General features: G+C 58.3%; 16 protein-coding genes. 8 read left to right on the top strand and 8 right to left on the bottom strand.

Translation table 11 applies throughout. From position 1 onward, the window contains the following. Window positions 1–1209 (top strand): hypothetical protein (locus tag QSG27_RS12115; protein WP_306706423.1); only part of this gene is annotated, 1209 nt, incomplete at its 5' end. A gap of 112 nt (window positions 1210–1321) precedes the next feature. On the opposite strand, the gene QSG27_RS12110 is transcribed toward QSG27_RS12115, so the two are convergent. After that, window positions 1322–1765: a MarR family winged helix-turn-helix transcriptional regulator gene (locus QSG27_RS12110; RefSeq protein WP_306706420.1), complete on the bottom strand. Its 444-nt coding sequence runs from the start codon at window positions 1763–1765 to the stop codon at window positions 1322–1324. 841 nt (window positions 1766–2606) lie between these two features. On the opposite strand from QSG27_RS12110, the gene QSG27_RS12105 reads away from it, so the two are divergent. Beyond that, window positions 2607–3845, top strand: coding sequence for a hypothetical protein (locus QSG27_RS12105; protein WP_306706419.1), 1239 nt, complete (start codon window positions 2607–2609; stop codon window positions 3843–3845). Between the two features lie 165 nt (window positions 3846–4010). Beyond that, on the top strand, window positions 4011–4583 hold the full coding sequence (locus QSG27_RS12100; protein WP_306706417.1) for a tyrosine-type recombinase/integrase: 573 nt from the start codon (window positions 4011–4013) through the stop codon (window positions 4581–4583). A gap of 953 nt (window positions 4584–5536) precedes the next feature. Here QSG27_RS12100 and QSG27_RS12095 read toward each other — a convergent pair. Together QSG27_RS12095 and QSG27_RS12090 are read right to left on the bottom strand one after the other, a co-directional pair. Beyond that, the gene (locus QSG27_RS12095; protein ID WP_306706415.1) at window positions 5537–6649 is read right to left on the bottom strand and encodes an AAA family ATPase; all 1113 of its coding nucleotides are present in this window, start codon (window positions 6647–6649) and stop codon (window positions 5537–5539) included. Window positions 6650–7001: 352 nt separating this feature from the next. After that, window positions 7002–7760 (bottom strand): hypothetical protein, encoded by a 759-nt coding sequence (locus QSG27_RS12090; RefSeq protein ID WP_306706413.1) that lies wholly within the window; start codon window positions 7758–7760, stop codon window positions 7002–7004. A gap of 75 nt (window positions 7761–7835) precedes the next feature. On the opposite strand from QSG27_RS12090, the gene QSG27_RS12085 reads away from it, so the two are divergent. Then, on the top strand, window positions 7836–9281 hold the full coding sequence (locus QSG27_RS12085; RefSeq protein WP_306706411.1) for a hypothetical protein: 1446 nt from the start codon (window positions 7836–7838) through the stop codon (window positions 9279–9281). On the opposite strand, the gene QSG27_RS12080 is transcribed toward QSG27_RS12085, so the two are convergent. The 3 genes from QSG27_RS12080 to QSG27_RS12070 all read right to left on the bottom strand — a co-directional run bounded on the left by QSG27_RS12080 (window position 9282) and on the right by QSG27_RS12070 (window position 13864). Beyond that, the gene (locus tag QSG27_RS12080) at window positions 9282–10964 is read right to left on the bottom strand and encodes a hypothetical protein (RefSeq protein WP_306706408.1); all 1683 of its coding nucleotides are present in this window, start codon (window positions 10962–10964) and stop codon (window positions 9282–9284) included. Between the two features lie 521 nt (window positions 10965–11485). Next, the gene (locus tag QSG27_RS12075; RefSeq protein WP_306706406.1) at window positions 11486–12775 is read right to left on the bottom strand and encodes a hypothetical protein; all 1290 of its coding nucleotides are present in this window, start codon (window positions 12773–12775) and stop codon (window positions 11486–11488) included. Window positions 12776–12847: 72 nt separating this feature from the next. Continuing rightward, complete coding sequence (locus QSG27_RS12070) at window positions 12848–13864, bottom strand: polysaccharide pyruvyl transferase family protein (RefSeq protein WP_306706404.1); 1017 nt, start codon at window positions 13862–13864, stop codon at window positions 12848–12850. 404 nt (window positions 13865–14268) lie between these two features. On the opposite strand from QSG27_RS12070, the gene QSG27_RS12065 reads away from it, so the two are divergent. From QSG27_RS12065 to QSG27_RS12055, 3 genes are read left to right on the top strand one after another with little or no spacing between them, the layout of a single operon-like run. After that, window positions 14269–14997 (top strand): TetR/AcrR family transcriptional regulator, encoded by a 729-nt coding sequence (locus tag QSG27_RS12065; RefSeq protein WP_306706402.1) that lies wholly within the window; start codon window positions 14269–14271, stop codon window positions 14995–14997. Continuing rightward, window positions 14987–16183 (top strand): efflux RND transporter periplasmic adaptor subunit, encoded by a 1197-nt coding sequence (locus QSG27_RS12060; protein WP_306706400.1) that lies wholly within the window; start codon window positions 14987–14989, stop codon window positions 16181–16183. Before QSG27_RS12065 ends, QSG27_RS12060 begins: the two co-directional genes overlap by 11 nt. Window positions 16184–16193: 10 nt before the next feature. Then, window positions 16194–19271 (top strand): MexW/MexI family multidrug efflux RND transporter permease subunit, encoded by a 3078-nt coding sequence (locus QSG27_RS12055; protein ID WP_306706398.1) that lies wholly within the window; start codon window positions 16194–16196, stop codon window positions 19269–19271. Window positions 19272–19351: 80 nt separating this feature from the next. Here QSG27_RS12055 and QSG27_RS12050 read toward each other — a convergent pair whose 3' ends face one another. Next, window positions 19352–20197 (bottom strand): SDR family oxidoreductase, encoded by an 846-nt coding sequence (locus QSG27_RS12050; RefSeq protein ID WP_306706396.1) that lies wholly within the window; start codon window positions 20195–20197, stop codon window positions 19352–19354. 118 nt (window positions 20198–20315) lie between these two features. Between QSG27_RS12050 and QSG27_RS12045 the strand changes: the two genes are divergently transcribed. Further along, window positions 20316–20729 carry a winged helix-turn-helix transcriptional regulator gene (locus QSG27_RS12045; RefSeq protein ID WP_306706394.1) on the top strand — a complete coding sequence of 138 codons (414 nt, stop codon included), beginning with the start codon at window positions 20316–20318 and terminating at the stop codon, window positions 20727–20729. A gap of 186 nt (window positions 20730–20915) precedes the next feature. Here the strand turns inward: QSG27_RS12045 and QSG27_RS12040 are convergent, their stop codons facing one another. Next, a complete protein-coding gene (locus QSG27_RS12040; RefSeq protein ID WP_306706392.1) occupies window positions 20916–22385 on the bottom strand; it encodes a catalase in 1470 nt (489 codons plus the stop codon). Between the last annotated feature and the right edge of the window lie 45 nt (window positions 22386–22430).

Genomic DNA, 22430 nt, shown 5'->3' with positions numbered 1-22430 from the left:
GGGCGGCGGAAACGCCATTTCCAAGCCTCAGCAGAGGCAAAAAGCCGAAATATGTTCGTTTTTCCGCGACCTGCTAGTACTCTCCTACAAGGAGTTAATCTCCCGGCGAAAAATATGTTTATGTGCGCTCCTGAAAAGGGCCGCACAAAGCCACTCGAATCAACAGATTTTTGGAATCTTTCAGGGCGAGCGGGGCGTCTCCGTCGCGAATTCCAAGGTAATATCTTTTTGATTGACTATGAAAACTGGAAAAAGAAGCCGTTAGATGGTCCAAAAGATTCAGTTGTGGTTCCCGCAATCGAAAGCACTGTAAGAGAACAAGAAGCAGACCTTGTCACCGTCATACTGGACGGGAAGCATTCTCAATTAAGAAATGAAACCGCACTAGAAACTGCTTTCGTCCGCCTATTCTCTGATCACAAGCATGGTGAACTTGACACGACTCTTGAACGTCTGGGTATATCGACTGATAGCCGCGAACACAAAGTGCTTACAAAGGCACTAGTAGAAGCTGAGAACACGTTGGATATTCCCGCTACGATACTTCGTAGAACTCCAAATGTGTCAGCTCATAAGCAACAGAAGCTCTACAACAGGCTTCAATCTCGTATTGCCAATGGCCCTGACGAGGCCAGGAAATTGATTCCAAAGCATCCTCGCGAGAGCGATTCCTTCCAATCGTATGCAGATATACTTGAGCTTTGCCATGAATTAATACTTGAGATAGATACAAGTCGGAATTTGCACCGCTTCCATGCATTGATAGCAAGAAAGTGGATGCAAGGGTTACCCTTGCCTCAGATCATTGAAGATCAAATTAAGCGAGAACCCAAAAAAATTATTCAAACAACTATCCGCGATACTCTTGAACTAATTGAGACTCAAATTCGTTTCCAGGCAGTGCGGCTGTTTGGCTGCTATCAAGCACTTCTAGTTTATGGTCTTGACAGCGCAGGTATGGTTGATCTGGCAACAGGAATTCCATCCTTGCCGCTGTATCTGGAACTAGGGGCTTCGGATCGTACAATGATAAGTCTTATCTCTCTTGGCCTTTCTCGGGTAACAGCAATGAAACTTAATGAAATTTCTGCGCGCAAGAATCTAGACGCCTCAGAAGCTCTCCAATGGTTACGATCCCGTCCCTTAAGCTCGCTTGGATTGTCACCTCTACTTCAAGAGGAAGTTCAAGCGCTAATCAAAACAATATGAATTGACGTCATTTTTGAACGCAAAGTTACAGAAAATGCGTTTCAGTACATTTGGAAATCACTGGATTTCAGGAAAATACCGCGGACGTAAAATTTGCAACCCCCCTCTTTCATCAGCGGAGTTCAACTCTTTTTTGCCTCATCTCTAGAAGCCGCTGGAGGAGCTTAGTTGCCGTGCGTGCGTAGGCATCAATGTCCTCTTCGGGCATGTCTGCCAACGCACGTTCCAGCACTAGACGTGGATCGCACATCAGCAACTCGCGCCCCTTTTCTGTTAGCTCCAGAAGGTCCGCCCTTGCATCACGCGGGTTCGGCAGCTTGGTCAGCAGCCCCTTGTCCACCAGCGTGACCACTGTGCGCGCGACACTAGCGATTGCCAAGTCCTGATAACGAGCAAGCGCCGATGCTGTGCGCTGGGCTTCTGACACCTCCGCAAAATAACGAAGCGCCACCCACTGCGCTGGATAAAGGCCCTCCGAGTGGGCAGAAGCGTGTAACAGGCGAGAAGTATTTTCTACGACCGACGCAAGGCCAGGAATTGACACGCTTCGCGTCATTATGACTGCACCACTCTTTTGCTCAACGAGATTGTCATACTATCCAGAATCTTGTAGCAGCGCCATACGTCAACGAAACCAGTTAAACAAACATTAACTCATCACTGCATAGTATATCGCTATTCAGCAGTTCTCGCTTGCGTGCTCAGCTTTCGATGAAAGCAGGCCGGCGTTCGACTGAGTGCCATAAAACTAAAAAGCAGGAAGCAAGCAATGGTCCGTGACCCCTTGACCATAGTGGGCTTAGTGTTATGGCCCTTGGCCATTTCCGCAGTAGGCGGCGGGGCGTTTTTGTACTTCACGCACCAGCCTAGCCAAACACTATCAAAAACGAATGGCACAGCCGCACAGTCGGTCCCAACGAACGCGGCTGGTTTGCAATCACTCACACTTACGACGACTACATCAGGTACCGAGACAGGGCGCAGTTCCGAACGTTCGGAAAACCCAATGGCTGTACAAAACGCAGCTGAGCGCTCTTCTGGGACAAACAATACTTCGTCAACGCGCACGTCAAATCAACCGTCCTCCAATACGCCACCACGCAATAGCAACGAGAAAGAGTACGAAATGTATTCTGACATATATCGTGCGCTTAAGTGGGTTGAAAACCCAGGTTATGCAGGAATGCATGTGCTCAAAAATTTGGAACGGCAGAGAATATATTGCGAAACAGAGCTTGCGCAGGCGATCAACTACCTCGATAGAATTACGAATGGAGGTGGCGCTAACGAATATCTTGTTAGAAGTCACGGGTTTCAGAATCGGCACTTTGAAGCGTGTCTGAATATGTACTATCACTACAGAAATATGTAATTTTCTACCAACCCATGAGGAAGAAATGAAACGCATAATGTACCTATCAATCTTACTTCCGTTTATAGCCTCTTTGGCAATGGGGCAAAGCTCCAAATCAGTACTCAGCCAAATTGAAGCCTCGGTCATTAGACACGAAATTGCTACCTGCTGGAACGTAGACGAGATTACAAAACTCAACGGCGGAACGATAGCGGCTCGTCTACTTTTTGATGAAGCGGGAAAATACTCTGGAATATCACTTGTGGACCGCAATGCAGCGTTGACTGATCCAGTATATCGCACCGTCGGGCAGTCTCTGATAAGAACTTTCACGAACTGTAAGCACATTAAAGCACCAGAGCGGCTCAGGGGACAGCAAGTCGAAGTTGTCATAACTATGAGCTCGGAAGATTTCCCAAATCTTCCTACCGACACAGATGTCAATCATTACGACCAAAGCCGCATCAACGATCCTTCCAAAAAACCTGCACTACAGGTTTCACACGCATTGACCAACGGTGATATTTCCCCAGGCTTTTATTGCTTCGGCATTTTTTCGTCAGCTCGGCTGATTGCCAATCTTACCCTAATGGCGCGCGCAGAAAACGCGCCATCATCGGAAATTGAAACAATAAAAAATAATGAAGAAAGATTTTCTGAAGTCGAGGAAGCGTTCAAAGCAATATTGGCAAGTTATGCGATGTCACAATCCATCGATCCACGATACGCTTTCCGCGGTGAAGGAAGATTCTATCAATGTGGGTTTGATGGAGAGAAAAGCGATTTATCCACATTGACAAGATCTTCAAATGATTGTGCGGGTACATTAAGGCGGTTAGCGGAACAAGCTTCTGTCAAAGTTAATTTGCCCACCCCTCCATCGCCACAAAAGAAAATTGATGTTGAAAGTCTATGCTCCGCTCAGAAAGGCTTCAAGTTAGCGAGCATAATTCCGGCTGGATGGGAAGCAGGAAAAAAGATCGATGCGATACCGCCGCAGTTTGTTGGAAAATGGACGTTACAACGTTTTCCCGACTGCCAAAAAATGGGTTTTGATATATCCGCAGACTCCGTCGAAGGTGGAAGATTCAGTGCAATATATGAAAAAAACGGTTCGATACTCCTAATTCGGGATCTTCCGCCCTATAGAACATCCAGCTTGTTTTCTATCGCGCCTGATGGAACGCTTAATCGGCAAATCTGGCGAGAAGAACCTGATGCATGGCCAGAGCCACAAAAGCCCTGGACAATGAAATCGGAACCAATGATGCGCTGTAGGTAAGGGAGCAAGTGAGATCAAGCTCTCCGACGATACATAATAAAAGCAACATTCTGTTAGGTTTCCTGCTAAGTCCTTCTGATATAACACTTCCCAGCCCTCCTAGGCAAACCGGGCACCCGCAAACATAATCATTTCCACCAATGCGTGGATTTAATGGAGTTTGCGATGAAACAGGCTCGGGTGCTTACGGAGCAAGAACAGCGGCGCTTGCTGGCGGTGATCGCGGATACCCGCTACGCCGCCCGCAACCGCATAGCGTTCATGCTCAGCTATATGAGCGGGCTGCGCGTGGGGGAAATTGCTGCGCTCAAGGTAGGCGACGTACTCGACAGTGAAGGATGTGTGCGCGAACAGATTCGTCTGTCTGCCGAAATCACCAAGGGCGGGCACGCGCGCACGGCCTTCGTCAATGACCGACTGCGCAAGGAGCTTGAGCGCTACACCGCCAGCCTGAGCGATAAGCAGCGCCAGCCAGGGCGCCCATTGCTTGTCACGCAGAAGGGCAAGCCCTTCACAGCAAACGTGTTGTGCCAGCTTATGGGCGGGCTTTACAAGCAGGCTGGGTTCGACGGAGCGAGCAGCCACAGCGGGCGGCGCTGGTTTATCACCAAGCTCGCCCACAGCGGCGTCAGCGCCAAGGTGATTATGACCCTTGCAGGGCACAAGCACCTCAGTACGACGCAGCGGTACATTGATGTGAATGACGATATGCTACGGCGAGCTGTTGCTGCTTTATAGATCGGCTAGCAGACATCGGTCCATCAGCTAGCACCAGACGCCATATTATATAGCAATAATATACACAGAATTTGCTCCGGATTCTTACTTAACTCAAAGAAAGCGACGAGTTGGATAGCTGTATATTAAGTTACTACAGCTATCTTTCTGCTGTAATGACGTAGCGACCACATTGCGCCACCTCACCAGAAGATCCGGCATCGCATCCATATACAGTAATTTCAAAGTTCCGTATGTGAGGTTTCTTGCATGGAACACTTCCGCTTTCGGTCACTGTAATTCTCTTGTAACCTTGTCCAACTCGAGAACAAGTGGAACCATTCGGCCACGACTCCTTTCGTCGTTCTTACGGGCTAGGCGCGCCAGAATCCTCATGAGGCGAGTTTGCCTCATAAATAGTTTTCCATGCCTGGTCTCGAGGTTCTGTATTTCATTTAGCTTCAAGTCTCCGATCAGTTGGGTCGCTTCTAACTCGCGCCCTGACCCAGGAATTACGGAATAGACGGGACCTGGATCCTTCTGAATGCATGAAGCCATATCGTCGAAATAGGGATGGGGCCAACGAAATGGCGCTTCCGCCGCCGTTAAGTAAGTTGGTGGTGCCTTACCGTGACCAATAAGATCACGAGTCCCCTTTTCAACATTACAGCCCTGACAGCTCAGAACCAAATTAGTCGCGGAAAAAGCGAATTTTCTATACTTATCCTTTGACTTATCCAGAAAGTGCTCGATGTGTTCTGACACGTTACGACGTTCAGGGATGATCAGACGTTGACAGTAAGGGCACGTCTCGGCCTGCTCTACTCTTAAGAGAGCACGGATGAGTTTCTTGACTTCTTTGAGTGATGCATCATTCCATTGAATCCTACCAGAAATGTATTCGGAGATAGGTTTCCTAAAGGCCTTACGATTCAATGCCGCTCGGGCAACAGGTTTCAGAGTTCCCATATTGATCAAAACCGCATGATCGTCGTGACCACTTCGTACAGCGGATCATCGGGTGTTAGATCTAGATTGTACGAGCGCAACTGATCCTGCGCCTGATGGAATTCGTCTCCGCCCGTCTGGTTCCGGGAAATATAAGTTAGGCACGTATTGATAATCTTCGCCACTTCGGGCGATCGTGCAGAAAACAGGTGAAACTGCTCCCGCAATACCGTGTCACTCGTACGCCCATAAAGGTCGGAGCGCTGCCAATTCTGTCCCGCAGGAAGATCACACACGTATACGCTTCCGTTCCGCACGCTGCTGGCGATTAGGGGGGAATGCGTCGCGACTATAAGTGTTGAGCCATGATGAAAGTCAGAGGCAACTTCTGCGAGGTCTTTTACGATACTCAGCTGCCAGGAGGGGTGAAGTGAGTTCTCTGGCTCATCATAGAAAACAACGGAATTACGACTGCCGCAGAAAATGAAGCCCAGAAGCGCTAGGGCGTATTGCTTCTCTCCAGAGCTTAGCTCATCCAGCCCGTACTCTTCTTGATTTCGGAAGAAACACATATCGGCGAGCAAAATATTCCCAGCAGAGATGTGCTCCAAATAGCGATCCATTAGCCTCGGATCGTTTTTGAAGGTATCTAGTACGTAATCAACCTGAGGATCGACCGCTCCAAACGCCTCAACTTTCCGGTTCTTAGCGTATCGAAACTTGAGCTTAATCCGCTGATCAAAGTTTAACCGTTCCATCACACTTCTGGCATGGAAAAGGTATTCCTTTGCAGAAGCGTTGCGGACCATGTGATAACAAAGCGTTCGGAATGGCGCGATATCAGACACCATGTTGTTGTTAACCTTGTTTCCAAGGTAGACTACACCTCCAATTTCAGGGGAATATTTATATATAATGCGAGGGTACTTGTCGTGCATCGTTCCTGACAAGCAAAGCAACCGGGACGTCTGAGGGGCGGCAGTCAATTGTGCTTCGCACATTGTTTGTGTCGCATAGGCGAAGAATCTTGATTTCCCAGAACCATTTTTGCCGGTTACAAAATAGACGTTTCCAGCTGAAATTGAATCTAGGAGCGCAATAAACTTACTTCGTTCTTTTGTTGCCGCTTCAGTCTTCATTACCTAGTCCTTTGTCGCACAAATTTTCTTCTCTAACTCAAGCGTCCTGCACATTTATCTGTGCGAATGGGCACTCGCAAACTATTAGCTCAAGTGCCCGGCAGCAACAAGCCAGAGCAGCGCTGCGAGTCGTCACTTTGTGATGGTGAAGAAAAATTGTCAACTAGCGCAATTATGCTCGCTTCTGCCGACGATAACTCTCCATAATACATCAACTGCATTAGTTCCATCGTTATGTGCCACAAAGTCAATCCGCCTCAGATGCAATGGGATGCACCTCAGCTAGCTTAGTTGGGTTGCTGGTAGCTAAGTTCATAGTGAATGGAAGTGTGGATGCGGTAGGTGCTCCTTGTTAGCTGCCAAGGTCAGGAGTACGATTTTCGAACTCCTGACGCAACAGACTTGCCACCTCAACGCCGTGCAGTCTAGGAAGGCTCGTCATCGCAAATGTGGCGATGGCTTCACACCAAGTCCGCAGAAAGTGAGGAGCATACGAAGAAGTCATGATCTTCGCCTCGGAAAGAATGTCTACCAACTCTGCAAACTGACCTGTTAATTCAAGGCAGCTTTCTTGGATTTGGGACTGAAGCGAAACCGATTCGACCTCATCGTGCTCCAATTTCCTGATAACGGGCGCCAGTAAGGACGAGTACTCTGGAACCTGCGTGTCAGCAATCTTCAGGTAGACGAGCGCCTGACTTTTCTTCCACCATGCATTCTCTTGATCAATCTTCCTTTGCACAATCTTCGCGCACCGTTCCTCAAGCCGACAGAATAGCCCCATTGCCTGAGTTCTTGTTGAACCGTGGAGAGGCTTAATCACACCCAATCCATCCTCCGGGTTCAGAATTGCTTTTACCTTCGCGGCCGTCTGCGAAGATGCAGCCTCTACAACAATAAGCTCCTTGTGTCGCTCCGATGCACAAAGGTAAGGAATCACAACGCGATGGAGAAATTCGCTGCTGATTCCGTCATTAAGATCATGAATAATGATCGTGTCTGGCCGTGTTACATTTGAAAGTCTTTCTTTAAAGGCGGCTCGTTGCGTCCGATCAATTGTTGTTCTTACAAAGAGAAGCACAGAATTATCGTATATGGACGGTGTGTTCATTTTAACTTCCCTCTGGCCTCCTAGCTACTTCCAAGATATCATATGTCAGCAGTGATGAGCAAATAGGGAACGCCCATGAGCACTATTGATTTGTCCAGCATCAACTCGCTGAGCAAAGGTCCTGCGGAAAAGAATGGCTATGCCATTTTCATCCCATCAATATCTCCTGTTTATCTTAAAAACATTGGCAGGCAGAATGAGGCATTCCGAGACGGATGTTTGCCGGCATCAATTGATGGCACACTGAGAAATTTAAATTTCCTAGATAACCAGTGCAAAAACTTCTTCTACAAATGGGGCCTATATTCGGCAGGACATACTAAAGGTGACTTCACAGCAGCCCTTGGGGACGAGCAGGTACTCCGTAACAGACAGCCAGGTCAGTCTGTCATCATGGCCGATAGCGGAGGCTTTCAGATCGCCCGCCAACAGTGGCAGATCGACGTTACCAACCCTGAAGCGCTGTTTCGAGCACGTGAATCCGTTCTAAAATGGGCGGAGGGTTTTGCAGACATTATTGTTCCGCTGGATTTCCCGACCAACGAAGCAGTGATGAGGCAGGAGAACTTCGATTTTTCGTCATGCCTACGTTACACCGAAGGCAGCCTCGAATTCATGGTCAATCAACGAGATCGGACGACGAAGGCATTGTATCTAAACGTGTTGCAAGGTGCTGACTGGGGACAGGCTAAGGAATGGTTTAGCGTAGTTAAGCGTTTTGACAGTTTGGATGGCTGGTCGATTCCCTGGCGCTTTCATGAGAATCTGCACAGCCTCCTACAGTTTCTTCTTATCATGAAACATGATGGTGCTTTGGATAACTGCCGCTGGCTGCACTTCTTTGGAGTAGCCCGCCTCAACTTGGTTGGTGGATTGACGTTGCTCATGCGGGCGCTACGCGAGCACGTCCGGCCAGATTTGGTGGTCAGCTACGACGCAGCGTCGCCCTTCATTTCCGGCGGACGAGTGCAACAGGCGTATAGTGGCTTGAGCTTCCGTCGCGACGGTGAAGTGGTGTTCGAGCCCTGCCGGGTGCCCAACAGTGCGCACTACGTTCATTCCGACAAACCGTTTCCATTCGCGACCAGTCCAATCGGACGAGAGATGAAGCTTGGGGATCTGTGTGCACTTCCAGAAGGAAAGCGCCGGCAATCGGACCGGCTGTCACATTGGGACACGTTGTCTTCCCTTATGTTGATGAATCACAACCTCTATGTCCATATTGATGCGATCAATCAGCTGAACCGCATTGTCGATGTCTCGTCGGAATTCGATATGGGACTTCAATTGCCTAAGCAATACCAAAAACTGGCGGATGTTTTGGATCGTATATTTGCAATGGGACAAAGCCGCGAACAAGCCAACCAAATTGTACTCGACAACAAGAACGTACTGGAGTTCTTTGATCGGTCCTCTTATGTCACTGTCGCTCAGCTGATTCAGGGGGAACGGCCAGATTGGTGGAACACCGACCTTGAGCCGTTCCCTTATTTCTCGGAAGTACCTTGGTTCGAAGAATAATTACTTCTTCGCGTTTTTCGACTTTGCGGAGGCGCCGGACCTTGATGCTCCTGGCGCCTTCTTTGTTTCTGTCGTCTTGCTCTCTGCCTTTATGCAAATGCGGTATAGATCGCCGCGAAGCTGTGTCTCGACATTAATTACGTTCTCGCTGAGTGACCACCTGGTGCTAGCAGCCCCGTACTCCTCATAAAGAACCGAGAGCTTTCCGAGCAACGTTCCCTTCATGATGCGCTTCACGGCAGGCAGGTCTTTCTGAGCCTCGACCGCCAGAAGCGGCTTATCCTGATGTCCTTTGCAGAAGAACTTCACCAGCCCGCTTTTCTGATCGATTACGAGGTCGAGAGGGTTTTGCTTTTTCTGCTCTGCGGTATCGTTCTTATGAGCCTTGCGCTTCTCGTCCCAATTTGATCGAAGCTCAATCCACTGGGCGGCTGATAGTGTCACGCCAACTCCAGGGGTCTTTTTTGCTTCTTCTGTGATTGCCTGGATGTTCACGTTGCTTCCCTGATCCAGATTAATGGCCTTCTGACCATCGGCAGCATCAGCAAGCAACTTTATACGACTTGTATCGCCACCAAATTCATCCTTTTCCTCGGCATCCATTCGCTCGAAGCGCCAATTTCCGGCTGTTTTTTCATTACCAAGTGTTTGATATAGTGCAGCAAGATTGTTTCCGGTTAGCAGATATCGGGTATTCGGCGGCAGACCTTCGATTTGCTTGGAAATGTGAGTTAGGAGAAACTTCGTCGGCTTCTCTGTGTCTCCGGTAAGGCTGGCACAGACCCATGCGTCCTCATCACTCGCCTCAATGACAATCTGCCTCGCGTCCTTAGCCGCTCGATCAAAAAAGGTTTCAGCAAGCTGAGCACAACGGATAACTGGTCCAGCCTCCGATTTCTCCAGCCGCGTAACGGCTGATATGCCGTAGGCCAAGTCCTTCAAAGTGTCACTGCTTACATATGCCTGTCGAAGCAATTGCCCTTGCTTCCTGCCATCCACCTCTTCAACCTTCACTAAGAAAACGGCAACGCCCAGGCCCATGTCCTGTATTTCTTCACCATCAAAAACTAAATTGGCAGCGCCTCCGAATTCCTTCAGCTCAGCAATTGCCTGAACGCGCTCAGCTTCTTTGGCTTCATCGGTTTTCGGATTGGAAGCAGATTGCGGGTCGACGAAGTTGTCCCGCATTTTGCGAACGCCATCTTCTTTCAACCTCTGCTTCAACTCGTCAGGTGTCAGCTTTTCCTTTAGCGCCTGATGCAAAGCCATTGAATAAGTATTTGCTCGCTGCGGAATGTAATCCGCTTCGATCTCAGCTTTTGGATCGTTGCTTTGATTGCTCTGCCGCTTGTGGAGCAACGTCGCTTTCAGCAGGTTTGAGAACCTGTTCCCAGACGGCTCCTTTTGGATGTCGAACTCCTGCTTGCCAAGGCGCTTGCGAACCAAGTCATTAACGAGTTGAACGTGTTCCTTCGAGTTGTTCGCACACAACAGATATAGGTGGTAGAGCGACACCAGCGCTTCATATAGCACCATGTCGGTCCCGCGAAGCTGCACAAGAAAGTCGCGCGAATTCGCTTCCGACGTATCGAGCAGCTTTTGCGCTTCGATGGTCGAAACCGCCTTACCGCCGAGAATATCGATCTTGGTTTCGCTTGATAGACTGGCAACTTCACCGGACATCCGCTCTCTCCTACTCGAAGGGAGTACGAGTATCGTACTCCCACAGCAGCCGATCAAGCGGATTAATCATCACTGCTTAGCTTATTGGTGCGCTACAGGGTCGCTGCCTCGCCTGACAACTCAATGAACGTTTCCCATGCTGTATACGTAGCGGCTGCGCGCCGTCGAGCTATAGGGCGCGGCCATCACCTTGGCTCAAGCACTACGCTTGCACCGTGTGAGAACGTAGAGCACCATAGAGGGACAAGCAAAAGCGCGATGCGATTCGTAGGAAAACAATCCTATAGCCCTTGCTGCCTAGCACAGCCTTAGCACATACTGCTTTGCATTCTATATAAAACAAGAACTTAACTTAGCTCGATTGCAACTGAAAATCCCCGTGTCGGCGGTTCGACTCCGTCCCTGGGCACCATTCCCGACCCACTCTTCTTGACGGGTCATTGTGGTGCAGAGCGCGTCGGCAAACCCCACCTGATTTTTAAGAATTTCCCGCCGGTTTTCCGGTGCGGGCCACAAAACGCTCAGCTGCGGGTCCGCAGCCGGTTCCGGACCCGCTTGAGCGGCTGCTTCAGCTCCATCGCGTCGAGCAGCGCCCCGGCGGCCTGCCGCAGCGAGGCGGACGCCGCCTTCATCGCCCGGACGGGGACGGGTTCGGGCTGGCCCGTTCCGGTGTGGCCCGTTCCGGTGTGAATGGCCCCTGGATGGATGACCTGGACGCGCTCCTTCAGCCGCTCCAGCCATTCCCCCTGCACCCCGTGCCGGCGCGCATAATCGACGATGGAGCGGAGCTCCGCCGCTTGCGGCTCGTTGCGCACGGGGATGCCGGCGATGCGCGCGGGGTCCAGCGGCCCATCGAAGCAGGCCGGGGCGGCCACCCCGGCGGCGGCGAAGTTCATCCGCGTGCGCATGCACTTCTCGCACACCCCGCAATTCCGGAACTGCTCCGCCCCTTCCCAGCAGACGCGCAGGGAGCGGACGGCCTCCGGATGGGCGGCGACCGCCGCGGCCTTCTCGGTCCGGGAACAGGCCGCCCCGTCATGAACGATGGAAAAGCCGTCGCCGGACAGCAGATGGTCGGCGATGGGAGTGGTGCCGTAGGGGATGACCAGCGCGTCGTAGGGCTTGGTGCTGCCGATCAGCCCGAACTCGAACTCCGCGCCGTAGAGATGCAGACAGGCCGCCAGCTCCGCCGCGTGGGAGTCCTGCCAGTTCTGGAGATGAAGCTCCTTGCTGTTGGTCCGCACCACGCGCAGATCCAGCCCCACCAGATCGCGGAAGGATCGGGTGCGCTCGACCAGCCGCTCGAAATCCCCGGGCCGGTCGAGCGCCACGTCGAAGCCGTGCACCATCAGAAGCGCCCCGACGCCGTGGCGGCGCTCCGGCGGCAGGAGCAGACGGTGGCGCAGGATGGTGAAGGTGCTGTCCAGCCCGCCCGAGTAAGCGGCGATGGCCCGGCGTCCCGGCTTGGGCGCGGTGCGGTCGATGACCGCTTCCGGCAGGATCTCCACCGTCCGGTAGCGGTCCGGGCGCCAGCGCCGCCACACCCCCTGGAGCGTGTCGATGTTGTAAAGCGCCGTCCGGGTCACCGGCCCGTGCACATGGACGGGAAGGCCACGCTGCATGGCGTGGAACAGAAAGGCCATGACCGCCCCGTCCATGGGCCGGTCCGCGGCGGTCCCGGACGGGTCCTCGAACTCGTAGACCACGCGGTGCCGGCGGCGGGCGCCGTCCTCGGACAGCAGGACGGTGCGGCGCACCATGCCGCCGCCCTCCGTTTCCTCGATGCCGATGTGCAGCCCCCTGCCCGCCATGCTCCGCGACGCCTCCTTCAATCCATGGTCCGGAAGGACAGACGGTTGCGGAGCCTTATCGTTCCCGGCCCCCTATCGTTTCCACCCCATCGGCCAACTGTCGATGTAGTTGGTCAGCTTTCCGTAGGAGTTGTCGCGCACCTGCACCGGCAGCCCCATCATCAGCGCCAGCAGCATCCCGTGCAGGCGGTTGGTGACCACGGCGTTGGCCGCGCCGAAATGGGCCACGGCCTTGCGGATCAGCCGGTCGCGGATGGGATACCAGCTCCGCAACGGATCGGCGGGGAGCGGCACCGCATCGTCCAGCCGGACCAGCCGGGCGGCCAGCGCGTAACCGGCGAAGTCCTCCGGCCCGCACAGATCCTCCCAGTCGAAGACCGGCGAGTCCTGGCGCAGCCAGTGGCGCCCCGCGCATTCCTGATCGCGCCGGGCCATCACCAGCAGCGTCGTGTCGTGGGCGGACCGGGCCGGCGTCAGCCGCGCCGGATAACGGGTCAGGTAATGGGCGAGGTCCGGCACCTGGATCGCCCGCTCTCCCAGAAAGGGCCGCACCAGATCGAGCGACGGGGCGTCCCGCGCCATGAAGACCAGATCGCGGTGCGCCGCCCAGCGCTTCATGTCGTGGCGAAGCCGGTCGTGATCGCGATAGTAGACGGTCTGCGGCAGCAGCACGATCCGGCTTGCCGGAAAGCTCTCCAGCACCTTCTGCCGGAACAGCTCGTGATGGGGGTAGAGATCGCCGAAATTGCCGCCGCCGTGCAGCAGGATCGCCGCCTGCCCGTCGCGCCGGCGGCGCAGCAGGCGCCGGGCGTTGCCCAGCGTCACCCGCTCCCGGATGTCCACCCCACCGTCGGTGAACAGGGCTTCCGCGGCCTGGTTGATCAGCAGATCCCCGACGTTCAGATGGACCGGAATGTCCGCATAGACGGCGGGGCCGCTGCCGAGATGCGGCAGGACCGCATCCCGCACCCGCAGCGACAGCGCCTCCAGGGCCGCAAGGTCCGGGTCCAGCCAGAGGCCCGAAGACCCGTCGGCGGACCCGGCGGCCGCGCGCCCCCCGGCACCGCCGTCATAACACCACGTATCCATGGCCAATGGCCCGCCCCCACAGAAGATTGGTCCCGGAAAATTGGTCACATCCGCCCCCGGAGATGGAAAAGAAGTGACGCGCCCCGGTCCAATGTGAATGGGAGTGATGCGTGAAAGTTCGATCCCAAAGGAATGCCCCTGGATTCGCCGGTTTTCCCCGTCCGATCGGGTGCAGGACTTTTGCGGTAGTCGTTCCGGCGCAGACGGGGCGGGGTGGAATATTCGTGTTCGTATGATCAGACCGCACGTCAACCTGTCCGCCATCACCCCCGGACGAGGGGCACCCGCTCCGGAAGAGGCGTTTGCCGGTCGCCGCATGAACCCTTCTGGACAGCCTCACCACACCGTGGTATCACCAGCCCGGACAAAGTGAGTTAGTACTCACTTATGCAATAAGGTTAATCATGGGACGGCTGGACAACTCGGCCCGGCGCGCGGCGATCATCGACGCGGCCCTTCCGCTGTTCGCGCGCAAGGGATTCGCCGCCACCACCACGAAGGAGATCGCCCAGGCCGCCGGCGTGTCGGAGGCGCTGATCTTCAAGCACTTCCCCAGCAAGGCGGCCCTCTACGAGGCGATCTTCCGCTCCTGCGTGGACGGGGACGAGGAACTGGCGCAGCTTCTGGCCATGCCGCCCAGCACGGCCACGCTGGCCGCCTACGTCCAGGCGATGGTGAGCTGCTACGTCGAGGACCTGCCCGGCGACCGGGACAACCTGCTTCCCCGCTACCGCCTCTATTTCATGAGCCTGCTGGAGGACGGGGAGTTCGCCCACATGGTGAGCCGCTGGATGTCGGAGCACATCGCCCCACCCTTTGTGGCCTCGCTGCACGCCGCCCGCGGCGCCGGGGACCTCGTCCCTTCGGCGCTGGTGACGGAGAACGCCTTCTGGATGGCGGAAATGCTGGGGTCCACGCTGGCCACCATTCACCTTCCCCCGACGCCGGTCGTGCCCTCCCTGGCCGATCCGCGGACGACGGTCCCCGAAGCGGTCGCCTTCATTCTCCGCGGTCTCGGCCTGAAGGAGGAAGCGGTCGCTCTTTACACGCGGTCGTTGCAGTGCAACCAATCATCAAACCCGGCATCAAAACCAGAACCGACCTGTTCGAGAGAGGCTGATCGTGACGAGTGACACCGACCATTCCGCTCACGCGCCAGAGCGGACCACCGCACGCCGTCCGGTCACCCGCGGGCGGCTGGCTTTCCGCATCGTCCTGATGGCCGTGATCCTGGCCCTGCTGCTCGGCGGGCTCTACGCCTTCAACAATTTCCGGCAGAAGGCCATCGCCGACTTCTTCGCCGGCAACAAGCCGCCGCCGACCCCCGTCTCGGTCGCCGAGGCGACGGCGCAGTCCGTCCCCAAATACACCACCGCCATCGGCACCCTGACCGCCAGCCGGCAGGTGACGGTGGCGCCGGAGGTGGTCGGGCGGGTGACCCAGATCTCCTTCGAATCGGGCGCCCGCGTGAAGGCCGGCGCGCCGCTGGTGCAGCTCAACGACGCCACCGAGCAGGCGGACCTGCTGGCCTACCGCGCCCAGGCGAAGCTGGCGGAGAACAACCTGGAGCGCGCCCGCAACCTGCTGCGCAACCAGGCCGGCCCGCAGGTGACCGTGGACCAGAACCAGGCCCAGCTCGACGAGGCCAACGCCAACATCAAGAAGACCGAGGCGCTGATCGCCCAGAAGCTGATCCGCGCCCCCTTCGACGGCGACCTGGGCATCCGGCAGATCAACGTCGGCGAATATGTCAGCGCCGGCGGCCCGATCGTCACGCTGACCGACCTGTCCAACCTGTTCGCGGACTTCACCCTGCCCGAGCAGGCGCTGAACCAGATCCGCATCGGCCAGCCGGTGCTGATCACCGCCGACGCCGCCCCCGGCACCAGCTTCAACGCGGTGATCTCGACCATCGAGCCGCAGGTCAGCCCGGACACCCGCGCCATCAAGGTGCGCGCCACGCTGCAAAATCCGGAGCGCAAGCTGCTGCCCGGCATGTTCGCCAACATCCGCGTCGTCCAGCCGCCGGCCCCGAACCGCATCGTCGTTCCGGAAACCGCGGTGGACTACACGGTCTACGGCGACAGCGTCTTCGTCGTCGCCGCCCAGAAGGACGCCGAGGGCAAGGACGGCTTCGTGGTCAACCGCGTCCCGGTGAAGACCGGCGACCGGTTCGACAACAAGGTGGAGATCCTGGACGGGGTGAAGCCCGGCGACCGGGTGGTGTCCTCCGGCCAGCTCAAGCTGAACAACGGTGCCGCCGTGGTGCCGACGGAAGCGAGCGCGCTGGTGCCGCCGCAGACCGTTCCGCGCAACTGAGGACCCGGCCATGTCATTCACCGACATCTTCATCCGGCGGCCGGTCCTGGCGCTGGTGGTCAGCCTGCTGATCCTGCTGGTCGGCGTCCGGTCGCTGACGGATCTGCCGATCCGCCAGTATCCGGAGCTTCAGAACACCGTCATCACCATCACCACCTCCTACCCCGGCGCCTCCCCCGACCTGATGCAGGGCTTCATCACGACGCCCATCGAGCAGGCGGTGGCGACGGCGGAAGGCATCGACTACATCACCTCCTCCTCCACCCAGGGGGTGAGCCTCGTCACCGCCTACATCCGGCTGAACTTCAACCCCAACGTCGCGATGACCGACGTGATGTCGAAGGTGCAGCAGGTCAAATACCAGCTTCCGCGCGAGGCCAACGACCCCGTGATCCTGAAATCCACGGGCGAGACGACCTCCATCCTCTACATGGGCTTCGCCAGCGCGGAGCTGTCCGGCGCGGCCATTTCCGACTATCTGACGCGCGTGGTGCAGCCGCTGCTGTCCACCGTGTCCGGCGTCGCGGAGGCCCAGATCCTGGGCGGGCAGACCTTCGCCATGCGCGTCTGGCTGGACCCGGACCGGATGGCGGCGCGCAACATCGCCGCGGCGGACGTGCGGGCGGCGATCCAGGCCAACAACTACCAGTCCGCCCCCGGCCAGACCAAGGGCGTCTTCGTCGTCTCCAACATCACCACCAACACCGGCCTGACCGACGTGGAGCAGTTCCGGCAGATGGTGGTGAAGTCCAAGGACGGCGCGCTGGTCCGCATGAAGGACATCGCCCAGGTGGAGCTGGGCGCGCAAAGCTCCGACGCCAGCGTGTCGATGAACGGCCAGCAGGCCATCTTCATCGGCATCAACTCCACCCCCACCGGCAACCCGCTGACCATCGTGGAGGACATCCGCAAGCTGGTGCCGGAGCTTCAGCGCAACCTGCCGCCGTCGCTGAAGATGGAGATCGTCTACGACTCGACGCGCTTCATCCAGGCGTCGATCGACGAGGTGCAGAAGACGCTGCTCGAAGCGGTCGGCATCGTCATCGTGGTGATCTTCCTGTTCCTGGGGTCCTTCCGGTCGGTGCTGATCCCCATCGTGACCATCCCGCTGTCCATCGTGGGTGCGGCGACGATCATGCTGGCCATGGGCTTCAGCCTGAACCTGCTGACCCTGCTCGCCATGGTGCTGGCCATCGGCCTCGTGGTGGACGACGCCATCGTGGTGGTGGAGAACGTCCACCGCCATCTGGAGGAAGGCAAGTCGCCCGTCGAATCGGCCCTGATCGGCGCGCGGGAGATCATCGGGCCGGTCATCTCCATGACCATCACGCTGGCCGCGGTCTACGCGCCCATCGGCTTCCTCGGCGGGCTGACCGGCGCGCTGTTCCGCGAATTCGCCTTCACGCTGGCGGGGTCGGTCATCATCTCCGGCGTGGTGGCGCTGACGCTGACGCCGATGATGTGCTCCCTCCTGCTGACGTCGAACATGAACGAGGGACGCTTCGCCCACTTCTTGGACCGGACGTTCGAGCGGCTGGCCGGCTGGTACGGGCGGCGGCTGGCCGGCGCGCTGGACTACCGGGCGGCGACCCTGCTGTTCGGCTTCGGCGTTCTGCTCAGCGTCGGCTTCCTCTTCGCCAACACCATGGCGGAGCTGGCGCCGGAGGAGGACCAGGGCATCCTGTTCGGCATCACCAAGGGGCCGCAATACGCCAACCTCGACTACATGGACGCCTATGGCCGCCAGATGGACGAGGTGTTCACCCATTATCCGGAGACCGACACCCGCTTCGTCCTGAACGGCATGCCGACGGTGACGCAGGGCTTCGCCGGCATGATCCTGAAGCCGTGGGACGAGCGCACCCGCAGCGCCAAGGAACTTCAGCCGCTGGTCCAGGCTGAACTGGGCAACGTCGCCGGCACGCAGATCTTCCTGGTGTCGCCGCCGGCCCTTCCCGGCTCCACCGGCGGCCTGCCGGTGCAGATGGTCATCAACAGCCCCGGCGACTACAAGACCATCTACGACGCCATCGAGCGCATCAAGGCCGCCGCCATGGAAAGCGGCATGTTCATCGTCACCGACAGCGACCTGCAGTTCAACAGCCCGGTCGTCCGGCTGCATGTGGACCGCTCCAAGGCGGCGGACCTCGGCCTGTCCATGCAGTCGATCGGCGACACGCTGGCGGTTCTGGTGGGCGGCAACTACGTCAACCGCTTCAACCTGAACGGACGCTCCTACGAGGTCATCCCGCAGGTGCCGCGCGACAAGCGCCTGACGCCGGAGACGCTGACCCGCTACTACGTCACGGCGGGCAACGGCGCGCAGGTCCCGCTGTCCACCGTCGTCTCCATCGAGATGGCGACGGAACCGAACGCCCTGACCAAGTACAACCAGCTTCCCTCCGCCACCTTCTCCGCCGTGCCGATGCCGGGGGTGACGATGGGGCAGGCCGTGGATTTCCTGGAGCAGAAGGCCCGCGAGATCCTGCCCGCCGGCTTCGCCCATTCCTACCTGTCGGAATCGCGCCAGTACGTGACGGAGGGCAACCAGCTCATGATCACCTTCGCCTTCGCGCTGGTGGTCATCTATCTGGTGCTGGCGGCCCAGTTCGAGAGCTTGCGCGATCCGCTGGTGATCCTGATCTCGGTGCCGATGTCGATCTGCGGGGCGCTGCTGCCGCTGTTCTTCGGCCTGTCCACCATGAACATCTACACCCAGGTGGGTCTGGTGACGCTGATCGGCCTGATCAGCAAGCACGGCATCCTGATGGTGGAGTTCGCCCGCGAGATGCAGATCAACGAGCGGGTGGACCGCCGCACCGCCATCGAGCACGCGGCCCGCGTCCGCCTGCGCCCGATCCTGATGACCACGGCGGCGATGGTGGTGGGCCTGCTGCCCCTGCTGACCGCCGCCGGGGCCGGTGCGGCCAGCCGCTTCTCCATCGGTCTGGTGATCGTGTCGGGCATGCTGATCGGCACGCTGTTCACGCTGTTCGTCCTGCCGGCGGTCTACACCGTGCTGGCGAAGGACCATTACGCGGCGTCGGTGTCCCGCCGCGCGCGGGAGATCGCGGCGGCCTCGCAGTAACGCCAAAAGTAACGCCAAACCGCAGCGCAACCTTTCCAAACCCCCTCGCCCCGCAAAGGCGAGGGGGTTTTCTTTGCCGGTCAGGCGAGGGCTGCGGCCACGGCGGCGGACAGCGGCGTGGTCGGACGCCCGATCAGCGTGGAAAGCTGGCGCCCGTCGTCGAACAGCGCGCCCTTCGACGCGTCCACGTCCCAGGAGGCGATTCCTTTCGCAAAGGCGTCGGGAAGGCCGAACCCGGCGAGGATGGCGGCGTAGTCGGCCTCCGGCAGGTTCCGGTAGGGGATGTCCTTGCCGGACTGGCGGGAGATTTCGGCGGCCAGATCGCCAAGCGTCACGGCGGTGTCGCCGGCCAGTTCGTAGGTCTTGCCCTCATGGCCGGTCCCGGTCAGCACCGCCACCGCGGCGTCGGCGTAGTCGGCGCGCGTTGCGGAGGAGATCCGCCCGTCCCCCGCGCTGCCGATGAAGGCGCCCCCGGCCAGCGCCGCCCCGACCGAACCGGTGTGGTTCTCCGTGTACCAGCCGTTGCGCAGGATGGTGAAGGAAATGCCCGACGCCTTCAGTTCCTCCTCGGTCACCCGGTGCTCGTCGGCGAGGCTCAGCGGCGAGCGGTCGGCGTGGAGCAGGCTGGTGTAGACGATCCGCGCCACCCCCGCCGCCTTCGCGGCGCCGATGACGTTGCGGTGCTGCGCGGCGCGCTGGCCGATCTCGTTCGACGAAATCAGAAGCAGCGTGTCCACGCCGGCCAGGGCGCGGGCGAGCGCGTCCGGGTTGCCGTAATCGGCTTCACGGACCTCAACCCCCAAATCGGCGGCCTTGGCGGGGGAGCGCGCCAGCGCGACGAGGCCGGAGGCCGGAACCGTCTCCTTGAGGCGGGCGATGACGAGGCGGCCAAGCTGGCCGGTGGCACCGGTGACGGCGATGGTCATTGGAAGGGGTGTCCCGTTGGCAGTGGATGGTGTCCACCTACCTAAGCCACTTGCTTATTTTTCGTAAGTACGTACATAAATGTAAGTGTGAAGATTTTTTTCCAGCGGGATGACGGCCATGCCGGAACCAAATGAGGACTACACCCCGCCGCCGCTGTCGGAGCGGATGCAGCGCGGCGACCTGATGGCTGCGGCCTGCCCGTCGCGGAAGGTGCTGAAGCACGTCACCAGCCGATGGGGCGTTCTGGTGCTGATCGCGCTGGAGGGCGGAACGCTGCGCTTCAGCGAACTGCGCCGCACCATCGGCGGGGTCAGCGAACGGATGCTGGCGCAGACGCTGCAATGGCTCGAAGCCGACGGCATGGTGAACCGCACCGCCCATGACGTGGTGCCGCCGCATGTGGACTACAGCCTGACGCCGCTGGGACAGGAGGCTGCGGAGAAGGTGCGCCTCCTCGCCGACTGGATCGAGTTCAACCTGCCGCGGATCGCCGAAAGCTGGGCGGACCGGCAGAGCGCCGCCGTGGATTGATTGGCCCCACGAAAAAAGCCGCCGGACGCGGGGGGCGCGTCCGGCGGTGCCGAGTTTTCAGGAGTTGGGCTCATACGGGCGGCGCCTGAAGGCTTCGTCCGCATGACCCTTTCAATCAATGCTGTCGCATTGATCTGTCGGGTTTGTCCGTGGGTGGATGATGGCTTCCATCATCCACCCACGGTATCAGCCGGCCACGGCGGCCTCCTCGGCCTCCGCACCCGCCGTCACCCCCAGCCGCTTCGCGATGCCCGCGCCATAGGCGGGGTCGGCCGCGAAGAAGTGCGTCAACTGGCGCTGCTGGATGAAGTCCGGCGCCTGCCCCAGCGAGCCGGCGATGTTGTCCATCAGCCGCTCCTGCGCCTCCGCTCCGATCAGGCGGAACAGGGCGCCGGCCTGGGCGTAGTCGTCGTTGCCCGCGCGGTGGTCGTAGCGGGCGGCGTCGCCGGAGATGCGCAGCGGCGGCTCGGCCACCGCCGGGTTCTGCACCGGCCCGCCGAAGCTGTTCGGCTCGTAGTTCGGGCTGCCGCCGCCGTTGCCGTCGAAGCGCATGGCCCCGTCGCGCTGGTGGTTGCGGACCTTCGCCGCGTGCGGGCAGTTGACCGGCAGCGCCTGGTGGTTGGCGCCCAGCCGGTAGCGGTGCGCGTCGGCGTAGGAGAACAGGCGGCCCTGAAGCATCTTGTCCGGGCTGAAGGAGATGCCGGGGACCACGTTGGCCGGGCTGAAGGCGGCCTGCTCGACCTCCGCGAAGAAGTTCTCCGGGTTGCGGTTCAGCACCAGCTCGCCGATCTCGACCAGCGGATAATCGGCGTGCGGCCACACCTTGGTCAGGTCGAACGGGTTGATGCGGTAGGAGTCGGCCTCAAGCTCCGGCATGATCTGCACCGAGACGGTCCAGGCCGGGAAATCGCCGTCCCGGATGGACGCGAACAGGTCGCGGGTGGCGTGGTCGGGATCGACGCCGGCCATGCGCACGGCCTGCTCCGCTGTGAGGTTCTCGATGCCCTGGCGGGTCTTGAAGTGGTACTTGATCCAGAAGCGCTCGCCCGCCGCGTTGATCCACGAGAAGGTGTGGCTGGAGAAGCCGTCCATGTGGCGGTAGCTGCGCGGCGTGCCGCGGTCGCTGAACAGGATCGTCAACTGGTGCATCGTCTCCGGCGACAGCGAGAAGAAGTCCCAGACCGCGGTCGGGTCCTTCAGGTTGGTCGCCGGGTTGCGCTTCTGCGTGTGGATGAAGTCGGGGAACTTCAGCGGGTCGCGGAGGAAGAAGACCGGCGTGTTGTTGCCGACCATGTCGTAGTTGCCGTCCTCCGTGTAGAACTTCAGCGCGAAGCCACGCGGGTCGCGCTCGGCGTCGGCGGAGCCCTTCTCGCCGCCGACCGTGGAGAAGCGCAGGAACACCTCCGTCTCCTTGCCCACATCCGACAGGAATTTGGCCGCCGTGTAGGGCGTCACGTCCCTGGTCACCCGGAAGACGCCGTAGGCGCCGGCGCCCTTGGCATGGACCACCCGCTCCGGAATGCGTTCGCGGTTGAAGTGGGCCAGCTTCTCGATCAGGTGGAAATCCTGCATCAGCACCGGGCCGCGCGGGCCGGCGGTCAGGGAATTCTGGTTGTCGGCGACGGGAATGCCGGAGGCGGTCGTCAGGGTGCTCATGGCTCAACTCCTTCTGGCGTTTCTTGTCGGTCGTCTCGTCCGCTT

This window comes from Azospirillum isscasi, assembly GCF_030849505.1.
Classification (GTDB): Bacteria; Pseudomonadota; Alphaproteobacteria; order Azospirillales; family Azospirillaceae; genus Azospirillum; species Azospirillum isscasi.
This window is presented reverse-complemented; position numbering and strand designations above follow the sequence as displayed.

What these genes read in the sequence shown, in the direction of transcription:
- QSG27_RS12090 (WP_306706413.1), bottom strand. Translation starts at nt 7,760, where the DNA reads ATGAACACACCGTCCATATACGATAATTCTGTGCTTCTCTTTGTAAGA.
- QSG27_RS12080 (WP_306706408.1), bottom strand. Translation starts at nt 10,964, where the DNA reads ATGTCCGGTGAAGTTGCCAGTCTATCAAGCGAAACCAAGATCGATATT.
- QSG27_RS12095 (WP_306706415.1), bottom strand. Translation starts at nt 6,649, where the DNA reads ATGAAGACTGAAGCGGCAACAAAAGAACGAAGTAAGTTTATTGCGCTC.
- QSG27_RS12050 (WP_306706396.1), bottom strand. Translation starts at nt 20,197, where the DNA reads ATGACCATCGCCGTCACCGGTGCCACCGGCCAGCTTGGCCGCCTCGTC.
- QSG27_RS12045 (WP_306706394.1), top strand. Translation starts at nt 20,316, where the DNA reads ATGCCGGAACCAAATGAGGACTACACCCCGCCGCCGCTGTCGGAGCGG.
- QSG27_RS12040 (WP_306706392.1), bottom strand. Translation starts at nt 22,385, where the DNA reads ATGAGCACCCTGACGACCGCCTCCGGCATTCCCGTCGCCGACAACCAG.
- QSG27_RS12110 (WP_306706420.1), bottom strand. Translation starts at nt 1,765, where the DNA reads ATGACGCGAAGCGTGTCAATTCCTGGCCTTGCGTCGGTCGTAGAAAAT.
- QSG27_RS12055 (WP_306706398.1), top strand. Translation starts at nt 16,194, where the DNA reads ATGTCATTCACCGACATCTTCATCCGGCGGCCGGTCCTGGCGCTGGTG.
- QSG27_RS12105 (WP_306706419.1), top strand. Translation starts at nt 2,607, where the DNA reads ATGAAACGCATAATGTACCTATCAATCTTACTTCCGTTTATAGCCTCT.
- QSG27_RS12070 (WP_306706404.1), bottom strand. Translation starts at nt 13,864, where the DNA reads ATGGATACGTGGTGTTATGACGGCGGTGCCGGGGGGCGCGCGGCCGCC.
- QSG27_RS12065 (WP_306706402.1), top strand. Translation starts at nt 14,269, where the DNA reads ATGGGACGGCTGGACAACTCGGCCCGGCGCGCGGCGATCATCGACGCG.
- QSG27_RS12100 (WP_306706417.1), top strand. Translation starts at nt 4,011, where the DNA reads ATGAAACAGGCTCGGGTGCTTACGGAGCAAGAACAGCGGCGCTTGCTG.
- QSG27_RS12085 (WP_306706411.1), top strand. Translation starts at nt 7,836, where the DNA reads ATGAGCACTATTGATTTGTCCAGCATCAACTCGCTGAGCAAAGGTCCT.
- QSG27_RS12075 (WP_306706406.1), bottom strand. Translation starts at nt 12,775, where the DNA reads ATGGCGGGCAGGGGGCTGCACATCGGCATCGAGGAAACGGAGGGCGGC.